Source organism: Shewanella aegiceratis, from assembly GCF_019457495.1.
In the GTDB taxonomy this organism is placed as follows: domain Bacteria; phylum Pseudomonadota; class Gammaproteobacteria; order Enterobacterales; family Shewanellaceae; genus Shewanella; species Shewanella loihica.
On sequence record NZ_CP080416.1, the window covers coordinates 3,542,185 to 3,558,091 of the forward strand.

Below are 15,907 nucleotides of genomic sequence, written 5' to 3' on the forward strand. Positions count from 1 at the left end.
TATGAGCATAATTGAAACCCTATCTAGGGATGCCGCCCAGGCCGCCAAGACGCTGGCCCAGGTCGACACCCAAACCAAGAACACCATCTTACTGGACATGGCACGCAGCCTGCGCGACAACAGCTTCGAGATCCGCAGCGCTAACCTTATCGACCTCGCTAGCGCCGAGCAGGCCGGGCTGAGCCACGCCATGATAGACAGACTCACCCTGGACGGAGATCGCATCGAGGCGATGGCCCAGGGAATAGAGAACATCGCCACCCTGCCCGACCCTATCGGTGTCCAGCGCGACCTGAGTACCCGTCCTAACGGCCTCGCCATCAGCAAGATGCGGGTGCCGCTCGGTGTGGTGTGCATGATCTACGAGGCGCGCCCCAACGTTACCGCCGACGCCGGCGCCCTCTGCTTCAAGTCGGGCAATGCGGTGATCTTAAGAGGCGGCAAGGAGGCGCTGCACACCAGCAAGGTGATCGCCTCTGTGCTGCAGAAAGTCCTCAAACAGTATGGCCTGCCGGCCTCGCTAATCGCCGTGGTGCCAGACCCAGACCGCGCCCTGCTGATGGCGCTGATGCAGCAACGTGAGACCATAGACGTCATCATCCCCCGCGGCGGCGAAGGCCTGATCAACTTCGTAACCGAACACAGCAAGGTGCCCGTTATTCAGCACTTTAAGGGTGTCTGCCACCTGTATGTGGATAAGGATGCGGACCTGGACAAGGCACTGGCCCTGCTGCTGAACGGCAAGACCCAACGTACCGGCGTGTGTAACGCCCTCGAGGGCCTGTTGGTACACAGCGAGATAGCCCCCAAGTTTCTCGCCATGGCGGCCACCGCGCTGGCCAAGCACCAGGTAAAGATCAACTGCTGCGCCAATACCCAGCAATACTTCAATGGGGCCCAGGTGATCAGCGATGAGGCGTTTGGCCAGGAGTATCTGGACCTTGAACTCGCCGTGCGTCAGGTGAAGGATTTTGACCAGGCCGTCGCCCATATTCATCGCTTCGGCAGCCGTCATACCGAGGTGATCTGCACCGAAAATGAGCTGACCGCCAAACGCTTTCAGCGCACGGTCGACGCCTCTGTGGTCATGGTCAACGCCTCGTCGCGCTTCTCCGACGGCGGCGAGCTGGGGCTGGGCGCCGAGATCGGCATAGCCACCACTAAGCTGCATGCTTACGGCCCCATGGGGCTGGAGTCCCTCACCACGGAGAAATACCTGGTCAATGGCGACGGTCAGATTCGCGCCTAAAAAACATTCATAGGAGGCCCAACATCTCTTATCAAGACCCGGGGTTAAATCCCCAGTTACGCATCGCCTTCATCGGCGGCGGCAACATGGCCAGCGCCATCATTCGCGGCCTGATCAAGCACGGCCACAGGAGCGCACATATCCTGGTCTGTGCCCCCAGCCAGCGCACACGCAGCCGCCTGGTGCAGGATTTTAATGTCAGGGTACACTCGGATAACAGCGCCGCGGCGGCCTTTGCCGACATCATCATACTGGCGGTGAAACCCTTTATCGTCCCCTTGGTGTGTGACGAGTTACGCCCCCTGCTTGGGCAAGTTAACCATCGGCTAACTAAACAGCGTAGCGACCAAGAGGGCGAGCAAAAACTGCTGATCTCCATCGCGGCAGGACTGACTCATGCCAGCATCTCAGACAAACTGCCCCAAAATGTTCAGCTGGTCTGCGCCATGCCCAACCTGCCAACGGCTATAGGCAAGGGACTCACCGGCCTCTATGTGCCGGGCCACCTGGACAGGCAGGCCGTCGATGATGCCGAGCAGTTGATGCGCGCCGTCGGCGATACCGTCTGGCTCGAAGATGAGCAGCAGATGGCCAGCATAGTGGCTACCGCCGGCAGTTCGCCCGCCTATTTCTTCCTGTTTTTAGAGGCGATGGAGAAGGCCGCCATCGCCCAGGGGCTGCCAGCCAAGACCGCTAGCAAGGCGGTGCTGCAGAGCGCCATGGGCGCCGTCTCTATGGCGATGGCCAGCAAGGAGGGACTCGCTAATCTACGCCATCAGGTCACCTCCCCTAAGGGCACCACAGAGCAGGCGGTGCTGGCCTTTCAGCATGGGGATCTCGATGCCTTAGTCGCCAGGGCGATGGACAGCGCCGCCCGCCGGGCCAAGGAGCTGGCGCTCGGCTAAGCCGCGCCTCTTGCTGAACCGCTAAATCAAAGAGGCGCGCTCATTTGAGCGCGCCTCTTGTTTAATCGCCTTGAAGCGTCTATTTCGCCATGCAGTTGGCGTAGTAGGTCACGGTCGCCGGCCAGTCGCTAAACACGCCGATCACCCCAACATCCTTCGCCAGTACATCCAGCAACTCGAAGGCCTTACCTTCATCCTTGATCGCCTCGGTGATGCTCTGATAGTACCAGCCGCCGCCCTGGGTCAGCAGGCCCGAACGCTCCAGGGTCCAGGTGATGATCTTAAGGCCCGCCGCATTAGCCGCCTTGGCATATTCCGATGGCACTATCTTGCCCTCATCGTCCAGCGTAACCAATACCCAGAGCGGCGGCGCGATGATCTGCACGCCATCGGTTGCCAGGCTATCCATGCCGGGTGACCAGGTGCTGCTGTCCTGGGGGTCGAAGTCGCTCAGATCGTATCTGTCATCCAGGTAGACCGCCTGCTGACCAAACTCGGGCGTATTGGCAATCCAATATTTCACGTCATCGAGGTTGAACGACTGAGGATAGACGCTAGATGGCGAGACACCGGCCGCCTGATACTCATCCAGCATCATCTGGGCATAGTCTGCTTGCGTCATGCCATCAAACGGCATGGTCACGCTCGGCGCCTTCAGTTCTGGGGTCATTTTGACGCCTGCCGCCTTAAACATGGCGATGCTCTCGGCGTGGGTCATCAGGGTGCCCTCGCCGGCGTAGAGATCCGTGCGCCAACTTTCGGTGCCCGCCATATACTCTTGCACATTGGTGGCCTTAGGGTTGGCGCCATCCATCTTGCCCTTGAGGCGCTTGAAATCTGCCAGAGTGATGTCGCTGGTACAACAGGTGGCACTGGCGCTCACGCCGTTAACGGCATCGGCCGGGGTGAAGGGCACGCTACACTTGGCGGCGATATCATCGATGGCCAGAATGTTGGTGGTGGTGGCCAGGTCACACTGGGAGTGACGGCACACCAGCGCCTTGTCGGCGGTAAAGGTCACATCACACTCCACCACGCCGGCGCCCGAGTCGATGGCCGCCTGGTAAGACTCTTTCGTATGCTCGGGAAACTGCATGGCCGCGCCGCGATGGCCGATGGCAAAGTCGCTGCGATAGAAAGGCCCCTGACGGCACTGCTCCAGCTGACTCTTGAGCTCACCGTCGACCATCTGATCCACCAGAAACAGGGGACGAACACCCACCTGGGCAGGAACCTGCTTATCGATTCCCATCACTTTGACGAGAGGATTGCTCGGTTCCTGGTTGTCATCATCATTGCTATTACAAGCCGCCAGGCTGAGGCTTCCCAGTAGGATGCCCGCTAAGGCAGTTAGATTAGCTGATTGAATTCGCACTTTATTATTCCCTTAATTAACCATAGTCGGCCAGGGATACTAGCCAGTGCAGATGACAGTTAGACAACATTAATGTGACGATTGGCCATCATCATCGATGATGTTCGCCTGCAGACTGGCCTGCAGCGCCTCGGGGGCGTCCAGGCTGATATCGTGGCCGCAACTCGGCAACACCAGCGCCTGAGTATGGTAGAAGCTGGCCAGCGCGCGGCTGCAGCGGGGATCGGCCAGACGATCCTCGGCGGCGCAGATAACCGTCACGGGAATACTCGCCAGCGGCGGCGCCTGAAAGCGGGCGCAGGCGATAAGCTGACGAACGCCGTTGCAGAGGCCGGTATGGCGCTCATCGCGCCAGCGGCTCCAGTTGGCAATCAGCGCCAGGTTGTCGCCATGATACAGGCTGGTGTATTGCAGCACGCACGCCTCCACCAGGCTAAGACCCGAGCCCAGCTGGGTCAGCTTGAGGCGCACTCCGCCTAATATCGCCCTCAGCAAGGGTAGCAGACGAAAACGGCGATACCAGGGAGAGAGATTAGCGGCGCTGCTATTGAGCAGCACCACCTGACGAACGCGATCCGGATAGCGACTGGCCAGCGCCAGCGCCGTCATGCCCCCCATGGAGAGGCCAATAAGCACCACAGACTTGCCCCGAAAGGGGTTGATATGGGGTAGTACCTGGCCCCAGACGCTGTCGCAATAGGCCTCTATACTCGTGGGGCTCTGCTCAGATGCCAGGCGACCATTACCGGGCAGATCCACAGTGATCACCCGCTCGCCGGCAGCAATCAGGCGCTCGACAAAGCCCTGCCAGTGGCGTTCGTCGCGCATCAAGCCTCTAAGCATTACCCAGGTGGTCATCTCTTTCCTCGATTAAACCAAAGCTGCTGCCCCTCGGCAGTGAGCATTGACAGCTCGGACGGCGAGAGGCGCTCCAGCACCCTGCCATAGGCGGCGTCGAGCAGAAACTGCATCAACACCACATGACGACGCAAGATCCTGTGGTGTCTGTGAGGCGCCTGGGGATTGAAGTAGCCGGGAAAGTTAAACAGCTGACGCGGATTCTTGCGTACCCAAGCCCATGACCCCATCTCTAAGGTTAGCGGTACGAAGGGGGTCTTGCCGTCAACCTGAGTCACCAGATAATCCCAGATGTCGCCGTGGGTGCGATAGAAATGGCTCTGGGGCGCCAGCTGATAGTGGCCGTGGTGGGGATAGCCCTTCTCGAAAAGCTTATGCAGTTGATAGACATAGCCTATGCCGGCAAAAGGTTCGCGGGTGTGGGCATGGGGAAACCAGAGGTGATCCTTGAGCCCGAAGCCCGAGTGGGCATCCAGCGCCAGCAGGCTGCTGCTGCGCGCCTGTAGCGAAGTGACATAGTCTATCAAGGCCTTGGTTTCCGCCGCCATCGCCTCGCCGCGATACCAGGGCAGATGACGGGAGAAGCGCTGCCCCCCCACCAGGAAGGTGACTCCCTCCTGCGCCTCAATCGGGGCATTGCGCATCAGATCCACATCCTGACCGTTGCCACGACTGCCGCGCAAGAACCCCGCCGGATTAACTATGGGGACGAAGGCCAGCCTTACTCTTCTTAACAGCGCCTGCAGGTGCGTGTCCCAATCGAGGCGGTTAAGCAGGCTGCCGAGAAACGCCAGCACCACCTGGGCGCCGATACGCTCGACCCCATGTACCCCGCCGACAAAGAGCACGCAGGGCGCGTCGCTTTCTTGTGCCCCCAGCTCGATGGCGGTCACCGACAGCCCCTCGCCACGGAAATAAAAGTCCAGCAGTGAACGATGCCGAAAATGCGCCTGATGCTGGGCGATCAGCCGCTTTAGGGTATCTATCTCGAAGGCATGCTCGAAGGAGAATCGGCTCATTGCCCCAGCTTAACACTGCTTATCCATGGGCTTAACTTAGCCTGACAATGCGACAGGGAGATGACACTCGCCAGACCTGGATTTGGGCACTTTAACGAGAGGGCCAGTGATTTAGACTAACCTTAATTTAAGCGCTTTTATTTAAGAGCTTTTATTTAAGAGCTTTGCTCTAAAGACTTTAACTTAGCGGCCTTACCTTATCGACTTTACATTAGCAACTTTGCATTAGCGGCTTTCGGCCTGCATCAGGGCGTTAGCTAATCTCCTGACAAGGCCACATCTTCTAAGGATAACCCAATGAAAAATTTGTTTATTATCTTGGGCCTCTCATTCTTGCCGCTATCGGCATTCGCCGACTGGGGCCTGAGCTACAGCCTGGGGCAAACCAACCCCAAATGGCATGGTTCGGATAACGCCAGGGCCCACCGACTCGCTCTGGTCTATCCGATCCCCATGCAAGACACCCTGCTGACCCGCCACAACCTCGGCATCAATCTGGAGCTGGCCTACCACTACTGGCAAGACTACACCCCGAGGGACAATCATGGCGTGTCACTCATCCCAGTGCTCAGCTATCAATATCCCCTAGAGAGCTTCAGCCTCTACGTCGAGGGAGGCATAGGCATCACCTATATCGACAGCGAGCACTACCTTGACCGCAGCCTGGGCTCCCACTGGCAATTCGAAGACAAGTTAGGCGCCGGCGTGATACTGCAAAAGCACCACAAGCTCGGGATCTCCTTCAACCATTACTCTAACGCCAATCTTGCCAGCGAGAACGATGGATTCAACGTGGTTGGTCTCAGCTATGGCTATTTCTGGTAGTCCTTTATGGGCATAAAAAAGCGCAGCCCTGAGGCTGCGCTTTTCATCAAACAGGTACGCTAACTAAGCCTAGGGACAAGATGAGCCGTAGATCTCGCTCACCCAACTGCTGTTATCGATGAAAGGATTACGGTTCTTCTGCCACTCGAATACACGGTTGTTGCGGCGGCGCTCCCAGTCGCTGACCGGATCTTGCTGATGCCAGCGATACAGGGTACAGAGATCCCCAAGCAGAGCCTCACCATTACCGGTAACCCCGCTCACCACGCTAAGATCCGGCGTGCCGCTGGCATCGTTACCCTCATACCTGACATCCATATAGAACACCATACGCGCCACATCGCCCTTCACTTCATCGCGCGGCTCGAAGCTGTCGGCATCAGTAAAGTTGCCCGGCGCCTCAGAGATCTCATCGCCGCCGGCGGCAAAGTCTTTGTTGCTGCGGCTGCTGTTGACGGTAACATCCGCCGGACGCAGGTGATGCAGATCGGTATAGGCGTACTGACTGCTGCTGGGGAAGCCATGGCTCTTAGCCCAGACGTGTTCTCTGTTCCAGGCATCGAGTGAGGTACTCAATCCTGCCCGATTCGTCTTAGGCTCAGAGCGGCCCGAGTACAGCAGGATCACGTTATTGCTGTTGGCCGGATCTTCATCGGCATAGTTGAGTCCATCCCACACCTGGCTATAGCTGAAACGGGTATGGCCTTTGATGATCCCATTTAGGCTGGCCTTTAGCGCCGCGCCGGTTTTGCCTATCGCATCGCCATAGTAGCTGGTATAGACATAATCGCCATTGTCGCCGGCCGAGCCATCACCGCCTGACCCAGTTCCAGTTCCAGTGCCAGAACCATCGCCGCCGCTCGCCACGTTATAGCTTAGGCTGAGCGAGACGCCACTAAAGGCCTCATAGGCGTTGATATTCACATAGTAGCGCCCGACCACAGGCGTGGTGACGCTGCACTGCTCGTTGTTGCCAGTAAGATAAGGGGCACAGTCATACTCTGACAGCGTAGGCTCGCTGCCCTGGCGCAGATAGAGATCGGCATCCCCTGTGCCACCACTCATGGTGACCACCACATCGCTCGCCCCTTGAGGAAGGTCGAACAGGTAGCTGAGAGTCTGCCCCTTGGCGGCGTTAAGGTCAGATTTTGGCTGACCATTGCCCAGCAGATTGTCGCTGCCACCTGCGGAGGTGTCGCAGCTATCCAGGCTACCCGTGCCCGGCGTGCCGGCGTTGTCCATGGCACTCCAGTCGGCCTGTGACTTAGTGTTGATCACTGTGGTTCGTGCTAGGGAGACGTCGCGCACATTGAGCGACCAGCCACTTAGGCCGCCTTCCCAGGCGACCAGATCCACCTCTTCGCTGCCCTTTGACAGACGCACGAAGTCGCCTGAGTTGCCCAGGGTTAACGACATGGGAGATTGATCTGGATTGGTGTTGAACAGGCTGTAGAAGCCCGCCTGGTTGGCCGCCACCGTATAGTAGGCGCCTGGGGCGAGCATGCCCTGCAAGACCTGGCTGCTGCCGTTGTCGCTGAGCTGGTACTGACTCAAGTCGATACTGCTGCAGCCGGCGTTATACAGCTCGACATACTCTTCGACGCTGTCATTGTTGGGCGCATCGTATAACACTTCGCTGATCAGCAGATTGGCATTGGCATTGAAAGCCAGGCCAGCCACTAACGCAGCCGTTGATAACTTATACATATCCATCGTAAATTTTCACTCTAGTATTTTTATTATTGAGCCCGGCCTAAGGCCTGGGCTGACCCCGTACGCCACGAAGGTAAATCCCTTCGGGGAGCACAAGGAGGCATACTAACGCCCCAAGGTTACAAATTGAAACATTTAAGCCATCATCTTGATAACCTTTGATTAAAATCAAGCTAACAGGCAGTTCTCGCAGGATTATTACAACAGGTGCTTTTACGGCCAGTGCTTTTACAGCCAGTTCTTTTACAACAGGTGCTTAGAAATAAGTTCTGTCCGAGTAGTCATAGAGCCATTCGGGGCGATAGACCACCATCAGGGTCACCGCCATGCCATTCAGCAGCGCCTCGGGAAAGGCCAGCAGCGGGATCAGCAGCAGATAGTTATCTGTCAGATAGGCCCAGTCATAGTCGGTCGTCAGGTAGAGCCAGGTCGACCAGCTGAGTATGTGAAACACTATGCAGAGGAAGGCGTTCATGAAGGCGCCGCAGAAGATGTAGACGAACAGATGGTGCGGCAGATACTTAAACACCTGACTGTAGACCACATAGCTGAGAAACAGCGGCAAGGCGATAGCCACCAGGCCATAGATGGCGGAATCCAGCGGCAACTTGAGCATGAAGGTGGCGAAGAAGGCGACCGGCAACAGCAGCGCCAGGGTAGCCAGGCGCCAACCAAACATCAGCATAAGAGTCACCAGGCCGAGAAAGTGGGCATGAATCCCCGGGGTGATGCTGGCGTCGATAAGCCAGAGGGCATTGACGAAGAAGATGGCCAGCAGCAAGCGGGTCTGCAGCGCCTTATCCTTGAGTAGCGCCTTCACATCCTCGACCGGCCAGATGGCCCAAAGCCAGAGTGCCAGCACGGCTATGGTCAGTAGCTGAGCACCGCCAAATTGCCAATCAATCTCACTCCACCTTTGTAGCAAGAATGCCGTCATCGCCTTTCTAACCCCATCAAAATCCTAGCGGCCCGCTTAGCGCAAATGTCCGCTAATATCTTTCGCTAAACCGCTTCCCCTTGGCGCTCACCCTAGCATAGACCCAGACACGGCGTCATCAATCCTGAGGCTAGCAGGAGTAAAAGCTGGCGAAAACCAACCGAAAAACCACCTCGATATAAGCCACTGTTAATCTACTTAATTTTGGGTAATAATCCTCTGACGCAGTGAGGAAAGGGACATCATGCTAAAGTACTGGTACAAAGACTTTGCCCAATATCCACCGGGCCACAGAGACTATTGGCGCACCCGTTTGATCGGCCATACCCTGCTGCTCAGCAGCAGCTTCTTCCTGGTGCTTACCCTGCTCAACATCTTCTATTTCGAGAGCTATGAGTACGCCACCCTGGACGCCAGCGGCTTCGTGCTCTCCCTATCGATTCTGGCCTTCTTCAACCGCACCGCCAACGTCAACCTCGCCTCTTGGGCGGTGACTCTGATGGTCACCGGATTGATCCTGCTGTTCGTTGCCTCGGTGGGCGGCTATGCCCACTCCCTCTATTGGGCAACCCTGATCCCGCCGTTCGCCTTTTTCCTCCTCGGACGGCAACGAGGTAGCCTGGTATCTCTAATCGCCTTCGGCGTGTGCGCCTATATCGTCTATAACCAGATCCAGGAGGCTAGGCCCGTCACCTTCGGCATGGGCGCCCTGTTCAATGTCATCGAGGTATCGATTGCCCATATCTTGCTGTTTCGCTTCTACGAGGGTACCCGCTCCTCGGCCTATCGTCAGCTGGGTGAGCGCAACGCCAAGATCCAGAAACTGGCGGAGACCGACAAGCTCACCGGCCTCTACAACAGAGAGAAGCTCGACATCACGCTGGAGGAGTATGTGCTGCAGAGCCGTCACCGGCAGACCCCCTTTAGCCTGCTGATTCTGGATGTGGATTACTTCAAACAGATTAACGATGCCCACGGTCACCTGACCGGCGATCGCGTGCTGGTCCAGCTGGCCGACAGCCTCAGGAGCCTCTGCCGTGAGGGGGATTTTCTGGCCCGCTGGGGCGGCGAAGAGTTCGTGATCCTGCTGCCCGATACCTCACTCTCAATCTGTGTTGCCGTGGCCGAACAGCTACGCCAGGATATCGCCGCACAGAAGTTTGATGGCCAGTCTCTCACCATCAGCCTGGGAGCCGCCCAGCTCAGGGAAGATGACACGACCAAGACCCTGGTCAACCGCGCCGATAACGCCCTTTATCAGGCCAAACACACGGGGCGCAATCGAGTCGTGGCCGAAGCCGCAAGCCCCCACATCCGCGCCGTTAACGACTAAACATCAGCAATTAAGGCCGCTACTGCGGCTTTAGCTCAGGCTATCCTGGCGCGTGCCAGCCACTACCTATGGCTAGTTTGCCAGCGGTGCTTAAGCTGCTAGTATGAAACCAATAACACCCTAAAAAACCAATAATATGAATACCCTAACTAAAGTAAGTCTCGCCGTTGGCCTGCTGCTTTCCGGCAGTGCCCTGGCACAAACCACCCTAATCCATAACCTCAAGGGCTACACCCTGGAGCAGGGCAAGCTGACCCAATTTAGCGCCATCGCCTTTAGTGGAGACAAGATAGAAAAGATCTACCAGCAGCCGCCGAATGAGCTGCAAACGCAATCTACTAACGTCAAAGTAATCGATGCTAAGGGGCAGACCATGCTACCCGGGCTCATCGATGCCCACGGCCACGTGCTCGGCTGGGGGCTAAATCTGATCCGGGTCGATCTCAAGGGTAGCGAGTCTGAACAGGCCGCCGTAGCGAGAGTTCAGGCCTTTAGAAAGCAAAACCCGGATCTTAACTGGGTGCTGGGCCGAGGCTGGAACCAGGTGCTCTGGCCAGAAAAAAGCTTTCCCACGGCCAAGACACTCGATAAGGCCTTTCCCGACACGCCCGTGTGGCTAAGACGGGTCGATGGCCACGCCGGCTGGGCCAACAGCGCCGCCATGAAGCTAGCAGGCATCAATGGCGACACCCAGGCCCCCAGCGGCGGCGAGATCGTCCGAGACGATAAGGGACAACCCAGCGGCGTGTTTATCGACAATGCCATGGCGCTGATCGAACAGCAGATCCCAGCCCTGACCCAGGCGGAGCAGGCTCGCGTGCTACGTGCGGCCATGACAGATCTCGCCCGTCTCGGCCTCACCAGTGTGCACGATGCCGGTGTCGGTCACGATACCCTCGCCGCCTACCGCCAGCTGGCAGACGATAAGCAGATGCCGATCCGCATCTACGCCATGGTCGCCGCCGACGATAGTCAGTTCGACAAGACCCTGGCCAAGGGGCCCTATCGCCATCCTGGCAGCATGCTGGATATCAGCAGCGTGAAGATCTCCGCCGATGGCGCCCTGGGCAGCCGCGGCGCCGCCCTGCTACAGGACTACTCGGATCTGCACGGCCATAAGGGACTGCTGCTCTACAAGGAAGATGAGCTGAAGGCCTTGATGCTGAAGTCGATGCAGGCGGGATTTCAGGTGAACACCCATGCCATAGGCGATCGTGCCAACAAGCTGGTACTGGATGATTACCAGAGTCTGATCGCCAAGACCCACACCAAGACGTTGAGACACAGGGTCGAGCACGCGCAGATACTGCAACTGAGCGACATTCCCAGGTTTGCCGAGCTGGGGGTGATCGCCTCCATGCAAGCAACCCACGCCACCAGCGACATGAACATGGCCGAAGACAGGGTAGGCCCGCAGCGGATAAAGGGCGCCTACGCCTGGCGTAAGCTATTGGATAGCGGCGCGGTGATCGCCGCAGGTTCAGACTTTCCCATCGAGTCGGCCAATCCCTTCTTTGGCCTACACGCCTCGATCACCCGCCAGGATCACGCCAATAAGCCTGAGCAGGGCTGGTATCCCGGCGAGAAGATGAGCCTCATCGAGGCACTAAATAGCTTTACCCATGACGCCGCCTACGCCGCCCATCAGGAAACCCAGATAGGCGAACTGCTGCCCGGCATGAAGGCCGACTTCATCCTTTTAGAAGACGACCCCTTCACCATGGACCCGCAGCGGCTATGGCAAACTCAGGTGAACCAGACCTGGATCAATGGCCACAAGGTATTCGATATCAAGGATGCTCAGTAACAAAATACTTAAAAGCGCCCGGTTCGATTACCGGGCTTTTTTATACCGTCTAAATACAAAACGTTTAATAGACAATAGGTTATAATTCAGTCACAGGCTATTGCTAGTCGAGTCATAGTCCCGGCGCACACCAAGGAGTCGCAACATGCTAGTCACCTTTAAAACCAAGCACTACGCCAACATCACCCTGTTTGGCGATGTGGCCCAGACCTTCTTAAAGATACTCGGCCATAGCAACTCAGTACCGGGGGCGATTCGCGCCGAAGATGTACCCGCAGCGCTGGCCCGACTGCAACAGGCGGTCGCCAATGCACCGACTCAGCCCCCACAGACAGAAGATGACGAGGACGATAAAGGCCCCTATGTGAGCCTAAGACAGCGAGCCTTGCCCCTCATCGAGCTATTCGAGTCGGCGGTTAAGAATAATGACAACGTGATGTGGGAATAATCAGTAATGCGGCAATAGACAAACATGAAATCGGCTCGTGAATATCCCTTATCGAGAGTTCCTTTATCGAGAGTTAATGTCTCTGACCGAGCCGATTTTATACTTTTTACTATATTCACAGACTCTTCAATATCGCCTCTTTTATCTGAGTTATTTTTATTCAAAATCTCACCTTGAAAATAATCCAATATATTCGACCTGTTTTCAAAACAAACCAATTAACACTTGATTAACAAGCAAGATCAATTCAAATAATATCTCCTAATTAAAAGCTTAAACAAATAATATTAACCACTTATAAGTCATTTCCCTAAACCTTCTTAAACTCACCGCCACAGAAAAGATTAATTCTGCTTATTTCGCTGTTTTTAAAGCAAAACAATCGCGACAGAATGATTAGTCATTTTAGACGCCTAATCGGGCAAATTTTATTCAACACACTGCATAACTAACAGATAACGCGCATAATTTTGAAATGTACGAAAACTGAGACATTTGTATAACTTTTGTTAAATCACACCTACTAATTGTCATAATAGGCTGTTAGTATGCTGTCGAGTTTTTAAACTAAGGATGGTTAAACGTAGCTAAAACCTACAATGAAAATTGGATTCAGATTACTCATTTTCGATTTACACTTTTATTATAAAAATAAGGTAAAACATGAAAATTAATAAACTGAGTATGGGGTTGTTGTTATCGCTAGCGTCGTCAATGAGCTATGCCGATGATGTTGAAGTTTACTTTAATCACGTGGTCAATCCACCGGCCGTTCAAGCCGACCTTGAACAGAAAATTATCCAGCTTATCGATTCCGCCAATAGCACCTTGTATATGGCGATCTATGATCTCGACCTACCCGGTATTGCCAATGCCATGGTGGCCGCTAAACAGCGCGGCGTCGATGTGAAGTTTGTCACCGACGAAGACAATATCGCCGGCGAGAATGACCAGGCCATCGCCATCTTAAATCAAGGCGGCGTCCCCTGGATCGACGATACCGAAAACGGTAGCTCAGGCTCCAAGATCCAGCACAACAAATTCATCGTCGTCGACGGCAAGAAGGTGCTCACCGGCAGCACCAACTTTAGTCAGTCTGGCGTGCATGGCGATCTGGATGCCCAAGGCAACCTGATCAGCGAAGGCAATGATAACCATATCGTTATCATCGACTCTAACCAGCTAGCCAGCGTCTACACCCACCAGTTCAATCTGATGTGGGGCGACGGTCAGGGCGGTGCCAAAGACTCACTCTTTGGCCTCGGCAAGCCTGATCATCAGCTGGAGACCGTCTACACCAACAACGACAATATCCGCATCGATGTACAGTTCACCCCGCAGTCGCCAAGCGTCTACGTGGGCTCGACCCTGTACAACATGCAGCAATATATTCGTAACGCCCAATATCGTATTCACCTGGCGCAATTTGTTATTAGCGCCCAGGATGTAGCCGATGAAATGGAGCTGAGACACGATGCCGGCGTCGAGGTGCAAGGCCTGGGCGATGCGTCTTTCTTCTCGCGCTACTACTCTGAATTTCAGGATATGTTAGGTATAGAAAAACCTAACACGTCAGGTGAGATCGAGGTGGACAGCTACACTGGCGCGGCCAATAACATCTGGGAAAACCCTGCCGATGTGCGCGTAGCCAAGCTAAACAGCAACGACAAGTTCCATCATAAGTACATGATTATCGACGATATGGTGCTGACAGGTTCCCACAATATCAGTGGCGCTGCGGCCTTTGGTAACGACGAAAACATAGTGGTTATCCACGACGCCGAGACCGCCGCCGAGTTTGAGGGACACTTCAGCTACACCTATTGCGTAGCAGGCAACGGCACTGAGTGCGCCAAGCCCGCCTATGAGGAAGGCACCTGGGAAGGGGTCTTCTTTAGCGCCAGCGAAGTGGGTGTGGTACTGGATATCGTCAACAACGCGACCCTGACCGAGCTGGATATCGACGCGGCCATGAACAAGACAGCCGCCAATAATATCATCGCCGCCAGGCCGATTGCCGACATGGATGCACTGGCCGCCGTGCCTTATGTGGGTAACGCCGCCATGATAGATCTGAAAGACTATATCGCTCAGTGGCAGAGCAAGTAGTCACTCGCTAAAGCATTAAGGGGCGGCCTATATGGGCCGCCCCTTTTTTATTCTTTCTTAAGGGACTGTGTAACTTTACCGTTTGTTTTTGCAGTCGTCCCTAGACGATGACGCTGTAGAAATCGTCTGCAAACGCCGCCCAAAGGGTTAGCGGGTCAGACGCTCGATAATCGCCTTATGCTGTGGATAGGCCTCCAGCAGTGGCTGGCGTTCGAACAACTCGAAATCCTCGAAGGTAAAGCCCGGCGACACCATGCAGCCCACCAGAGAAAAGCCAGGATTATTCATGGCCGAGCCGAAGATACAACCCTTAGGCACCAGAAACTGCGGCCGTTGACCTGCGGCCACATCCAGCCCCAGCTCAGCCGTGGTCAGCTCGCCCGCCCCGTCGATCATATAGATGGTCAGCGGCTCGCCGCCGTGGAAATACCACATCTCGTCTGCGGTCAGACGATGAAAGTGAGACACCTCGCCGGTGCGTAGCAGGAAATAGATGCTGCTCCACAGCTGACGCCTGTCATCGAAGGCCTCTGCCGCCCGGTAGGAGGAGCGATAATAGCCCCCTTCCACATGTTGCTCTAACTGCAATGCATTGATGAAATCTTCCGCGCGCTGCATAACCTCTCCTTCTTCATGTTCTAACCGACTCGACTTTAGGATCAATGACCTTAAATCAATGGCCCAGCACTCTAACCTATGTTGATGCGCCATGCTGTGACTTGAGCTGAGCAACGAGGCAAGCGTGTCGCATCATAGCCTATATAAAAAAGCCCAGGGCCTTATGCCATGGGCTTTTCTTGTGTTTTACGACCGCTTAGCTCGCAACGGCTTATTCGCTCGCAACAAATTAGTGCTTAGAGACGCCGTGACGCACCATCTCTTTGCCCTGCTCGAACACTTCATCCGTTATCCAGCGGGCGTGCAGGAGTTTGTGGTTCTTGTCGAACACAGCCACAAAATGGCGGCCATCGGCGTTATTGGTTGCCATGCCGACCCCTTCGACGCCTTCCAGTCCCAGACCACCGTTTTCTACCGCCAGCAGGAAACTGGCGAGATCGTCCAGGTTGTCGATAACCGTTTTATCATCACTCATGACTTTGCTTCTCATCTTCATCCACCCGCTAACGGGTCTTACTCAATGTCGCGTACTCTACCCTGAGTCAGCCAAGATGTGAACCTTGTTGGGGCTTATACCAATCGTGGTAAATAACTGACCATGCTAACTTGTTAAAACATTCGATAACGGCGTTACTATTTTTGTTCGGTAAAATAACTACTTATCGAAAATAATGCCTTGTTCTCAAAAGTTCTTCCTGCGCTATTTCTGAT

At 55.4% G+C, this 15,907-nt stretch carries 14 protein-coding genes; 7 read left to right on the forward strand and 7 right to left on the reverse strand.

The genetic code is table 11. The features are described from left to right. The first annotated feature begins 1 nt into the window (after position 1). The gene (locus K0H80_RS15465; RefSeq protein ID WP_220072150.1) at positions 2-1,249 is read left to right on the forward strand and encodes a glutamate-5-semialdehyde dehydrogenase; all 1,248 of its coding nucleotides are present in this window, start codon (positions 2-4) and stop codon (positions 1,247-1,249) included. A gap of 23 nt (positions 1,250-1,272) precedes the next feature. Next, on the forward strand, positions 1,273-2,154 hold the full coding sequence (proC, locus tag K0H80_RS15470) for a pyrroline-5-carboxylate reductase (RefSeq protein ID WP_258406256.1): 882 nt from the start codon (positions 1,273-1,275) through the stop codon (positions 2,152-2,154). A 79-nt stretch (positions 2,155-2,233) separates the two neighbouring features. Here the strand turns inward: proC and K0H80_RS15475 are convergent, their stop codons facing one another. From K0H80_RS15475 to K0H80_RS15485, 3 genes are all read right to left on the reverse strand, one after another. Next, positions 2,234-3,529 carry a glycerophosphodiester phosphodiesterase family protein gene (locus K0H80_RS15475; protein ID WP_220072151.1) on the reverse strand — a complete coding sequence of 432 codons (1,296 nt, stop codon included), beginning with the start codon at positions 3,527-3,529 and terminating at the stop codon, positions 2,234-2,236. A gap of 69 nt (positions 3,530-3,598) precedes the next feature. Next, the gene (locus K0H80_RS15480; protein ID WP_220072152.1) at positions 3,599-4,387 is read right to left on the reverse strand and encodes an alpha/beta fold hydrolase; all 789 of its coding nucleotides are present in this window, start codon (positions 4,385-4,387) and stop codon (positions 3,599-3,601) included. Further along, positions 4,384-5,406 (reverse strand): M14 family zinc carboxypeptidase, encoded by a 1,023-nt coding sequence (locus K0H80_RS15485; RefSeq protein ID WP_220072153.1) that lies wholly within the window; start codon positions 5,404-5,406, stop codon positions 4,384-4,386. The genes K0H80_RS15480 and K0H80_RS15485 overlap by 4 nt, the downstream gene beginning before the upstream one ends. A 297-nt stretch (positions 5,407-5,703) precedes the next feature. On the opposite strand from K0H80_RS15485, the gene K0H80_RS15490 reads away from it, so the two are divergent. Then, positions 5,704-6,231 carry an acyloxyacyl hydrolase gene (locus K0H80_RS15490; protein WP_220072154.1) on the forward strand — a complete coding sequence of 176 codons (528 nt, stop codon included), beginning with the start codon at positions 5,704-5,706 and terminating at the stop codon, positions 6,229-6,231. Positions 6,232-6,300: 69 nt separating this feature from the next. On the opposite strand, the gene K0H80_RS15495 is transcribed toward K0H80_RS15490, so the two are convergent. Together K0H80_RS15495 and K0H80_RS15500 are read right to left on the reverse strand one after the other, a co-directional pair. Beyond that, positions 6,301-7,944: an endonuclease gene (locus K0H80_RS15495; RefSeq protein WP_220072155.1), complete on the reverse strand. Its 1,644-nt coding sequence runs from the start codon at positions 7,942-7,944 to the stop codon at positions 6,301-6,303. A gap of 256 nt (positions 7,945-8,200) precedes the next feature. Beyond that, a complete protein-coding gene (locus tag K0H80_RS15500; RefSeq protein ID WP_220072156.1) occupies positions 8,201-8,881 on the reverse strand; it encodes an energy-coupling factor ABC transporter permease in 681 nt (226 codons plus the stop codon). A 244-nt stretch (positions 8,882-9,125) separates the two neighbouring features. Between K0H80_RS15500 and K0H80_RS15505 the strand changes: the two genes are divergently transcribed. The 4 genes from K0H80_RS15505 (at position 9,126) to K0H80_RS15520 (ending at position 14,578) form a co-directional block, all read left to right on the forward strand. Beyond that, positions 9,126-10,214 (forward strand): GGDEF domain-containing protein, encoded by a 1,089-nt coding sequence (locus K0H80_RS15505; protein WP_220072157.1) that lies wholly within the window; start codon positions 9,126-9,128, stop codon positions 10,212-10,214. Positions 10,215-10,350: 136 nt separating this feature from the next. Further along, positions 10,351-12,021 (forward strand): amidohydrolase, encoded by a 1,671-nt coding sequence (locus tag K0H80_RS15510; RefSeq protein ID WP_220072158.1) that lies wholly within the window; start codon positions 10,351-10,353, stop codon positions 12,019-12,021. Between the two features lie 145 nt (positions 12,022-12,166). Beyond that, positions 12,167-12,469, forward strand: a complete 303-nt coding sequence (locus K0H80_RS15515) for a DUF1840 domain-containing protein (protein ID WP_220072159.1) — start codon at positions 12,167-12,169, stop codon at positions 12,467-12,469. A 663-nt stretch (positions 12,470-13,132) separates the two neighbouring features. Next, positions 13,133-14,578 (forward strand): phospholipase D-like domain-containing protein, encoded by a 1,446-nt coding sequence (locus K0H80_RS15520; RefSeq protein WP_011866824.1) that lies wholly within the window; start codon positions 13,133-13,135, stop codon positions 14,576-14,578. A gap of 147 nt (positions 14,579-14,725) precedes the next feature. Here K0H80_RS15520 and K0H80_RS15525 read toward each other — a convergent pair whose 3' ends face one another. Then, complete coding sequence (locus K0H80_RS15525) at positions 14,726-15,196, reverse strand: cupin domain-containing protein (protein WP_220072160.1); 471 nt, start codon at positions 15,194-15,196, stop codon at positions 14,726-14,728. Between the two features lie 229 nt (positions 15,197-15,425). Beyond that, the gene (locus K0H80_RS15530) at positions 15,426-15,671 is read right to left on the reverse strand and encodes a hypothetical protein (protein ID WP_144201911.1); all 246 of its coding nucleotides are present in this window, start codon (positions 15,669-15,671) and stop codon (positions 15,426-15,428) included. Positions 15,672-15,907 lie beyond the last annotated feature (236 nt).

Coding starts and splice junctions, on each gene's coding strand:
- K0H80_RS15465 (WP_220072150.1), top strand. CDS start 2: ATGAGCATAATTGAAACCCTATCTAGGGATGCCGCCCAGGCCGCCAAG.
- K0H80_RS15480 (WP_220072152.1), bottom strand. CDS start 4,387: ATGACCACCTGGGTAATGCTTAGAGGCTTGATGCGCGACGAACGCCAC.
- K0H80_RS15485 (WP_220072153.1), bottom strand. CDS start 5,406: ATGAGCCGATTCTCCTTCGAGCATGCCTTCGAGATAGATACCCTAAAG.
- K0H80_RS15490 (WP_220072154.1), top strand. CDS start 5,704: ATGAAAAATTTGTTTATTATCTTGGGCCTCTCATTCTTGCCGCTATCG.
- K0H80_RS15495 (WP_220072155.1), bottom strand. CDS start 7,944: ATGGATATGTATAAGTTATCAACGGCTGCGTTAGTGGCTGGCCTGGCT.
- K0H80_RS15500 (WP_220072156.1), bottom strand. CDS start 8,881: ATGACGGCATTCTTGCTACAAAGGTGGAGTGAGATTGATTGGCAATTT.
- K0H80_RS15505 (WP_220072157.1), top strand. CDS start 9,126: ATGCTAAAGTACTGGTACAAAGACTTTGCCCAATATCCACCGGGCCAC.
- K0H80_RS15510 (WP_220072158.1), top strand. CDS start 10,351: ATGAATACCCTAACTAAAGTAAGTCTCGCCGTTGGCCTGCTGCTTTCC.
- K0H80_RS15515 (WP_220072159.1), top strand. CDS start 12,167: ATGCTAGTCACCTTTAAAACCAAGCACTACGCCAACATCACCCTGTTT.
- K0H80_RS15520 (WP_011866824.1), top strand. CDS start 13,133: ATGAAAATTAATAAACTGAGTATGGGGTTGTTGTTATCGCTAGCGTCG.
- K0H80_RS15525 (WP_220072160.1), bottom strand. CDS start 15,196: ATGCAGCGCGCGGAAGATTTCATCAATGCATTGCAGTTAGAGCAACAT.
- K0H80_RS15530 (WP_144201911.1), bottom strand. CDS start 15,671: ATGAGTGATGATAAAACGGTTATCGACAACCTGGACGATCTCGCCAGT.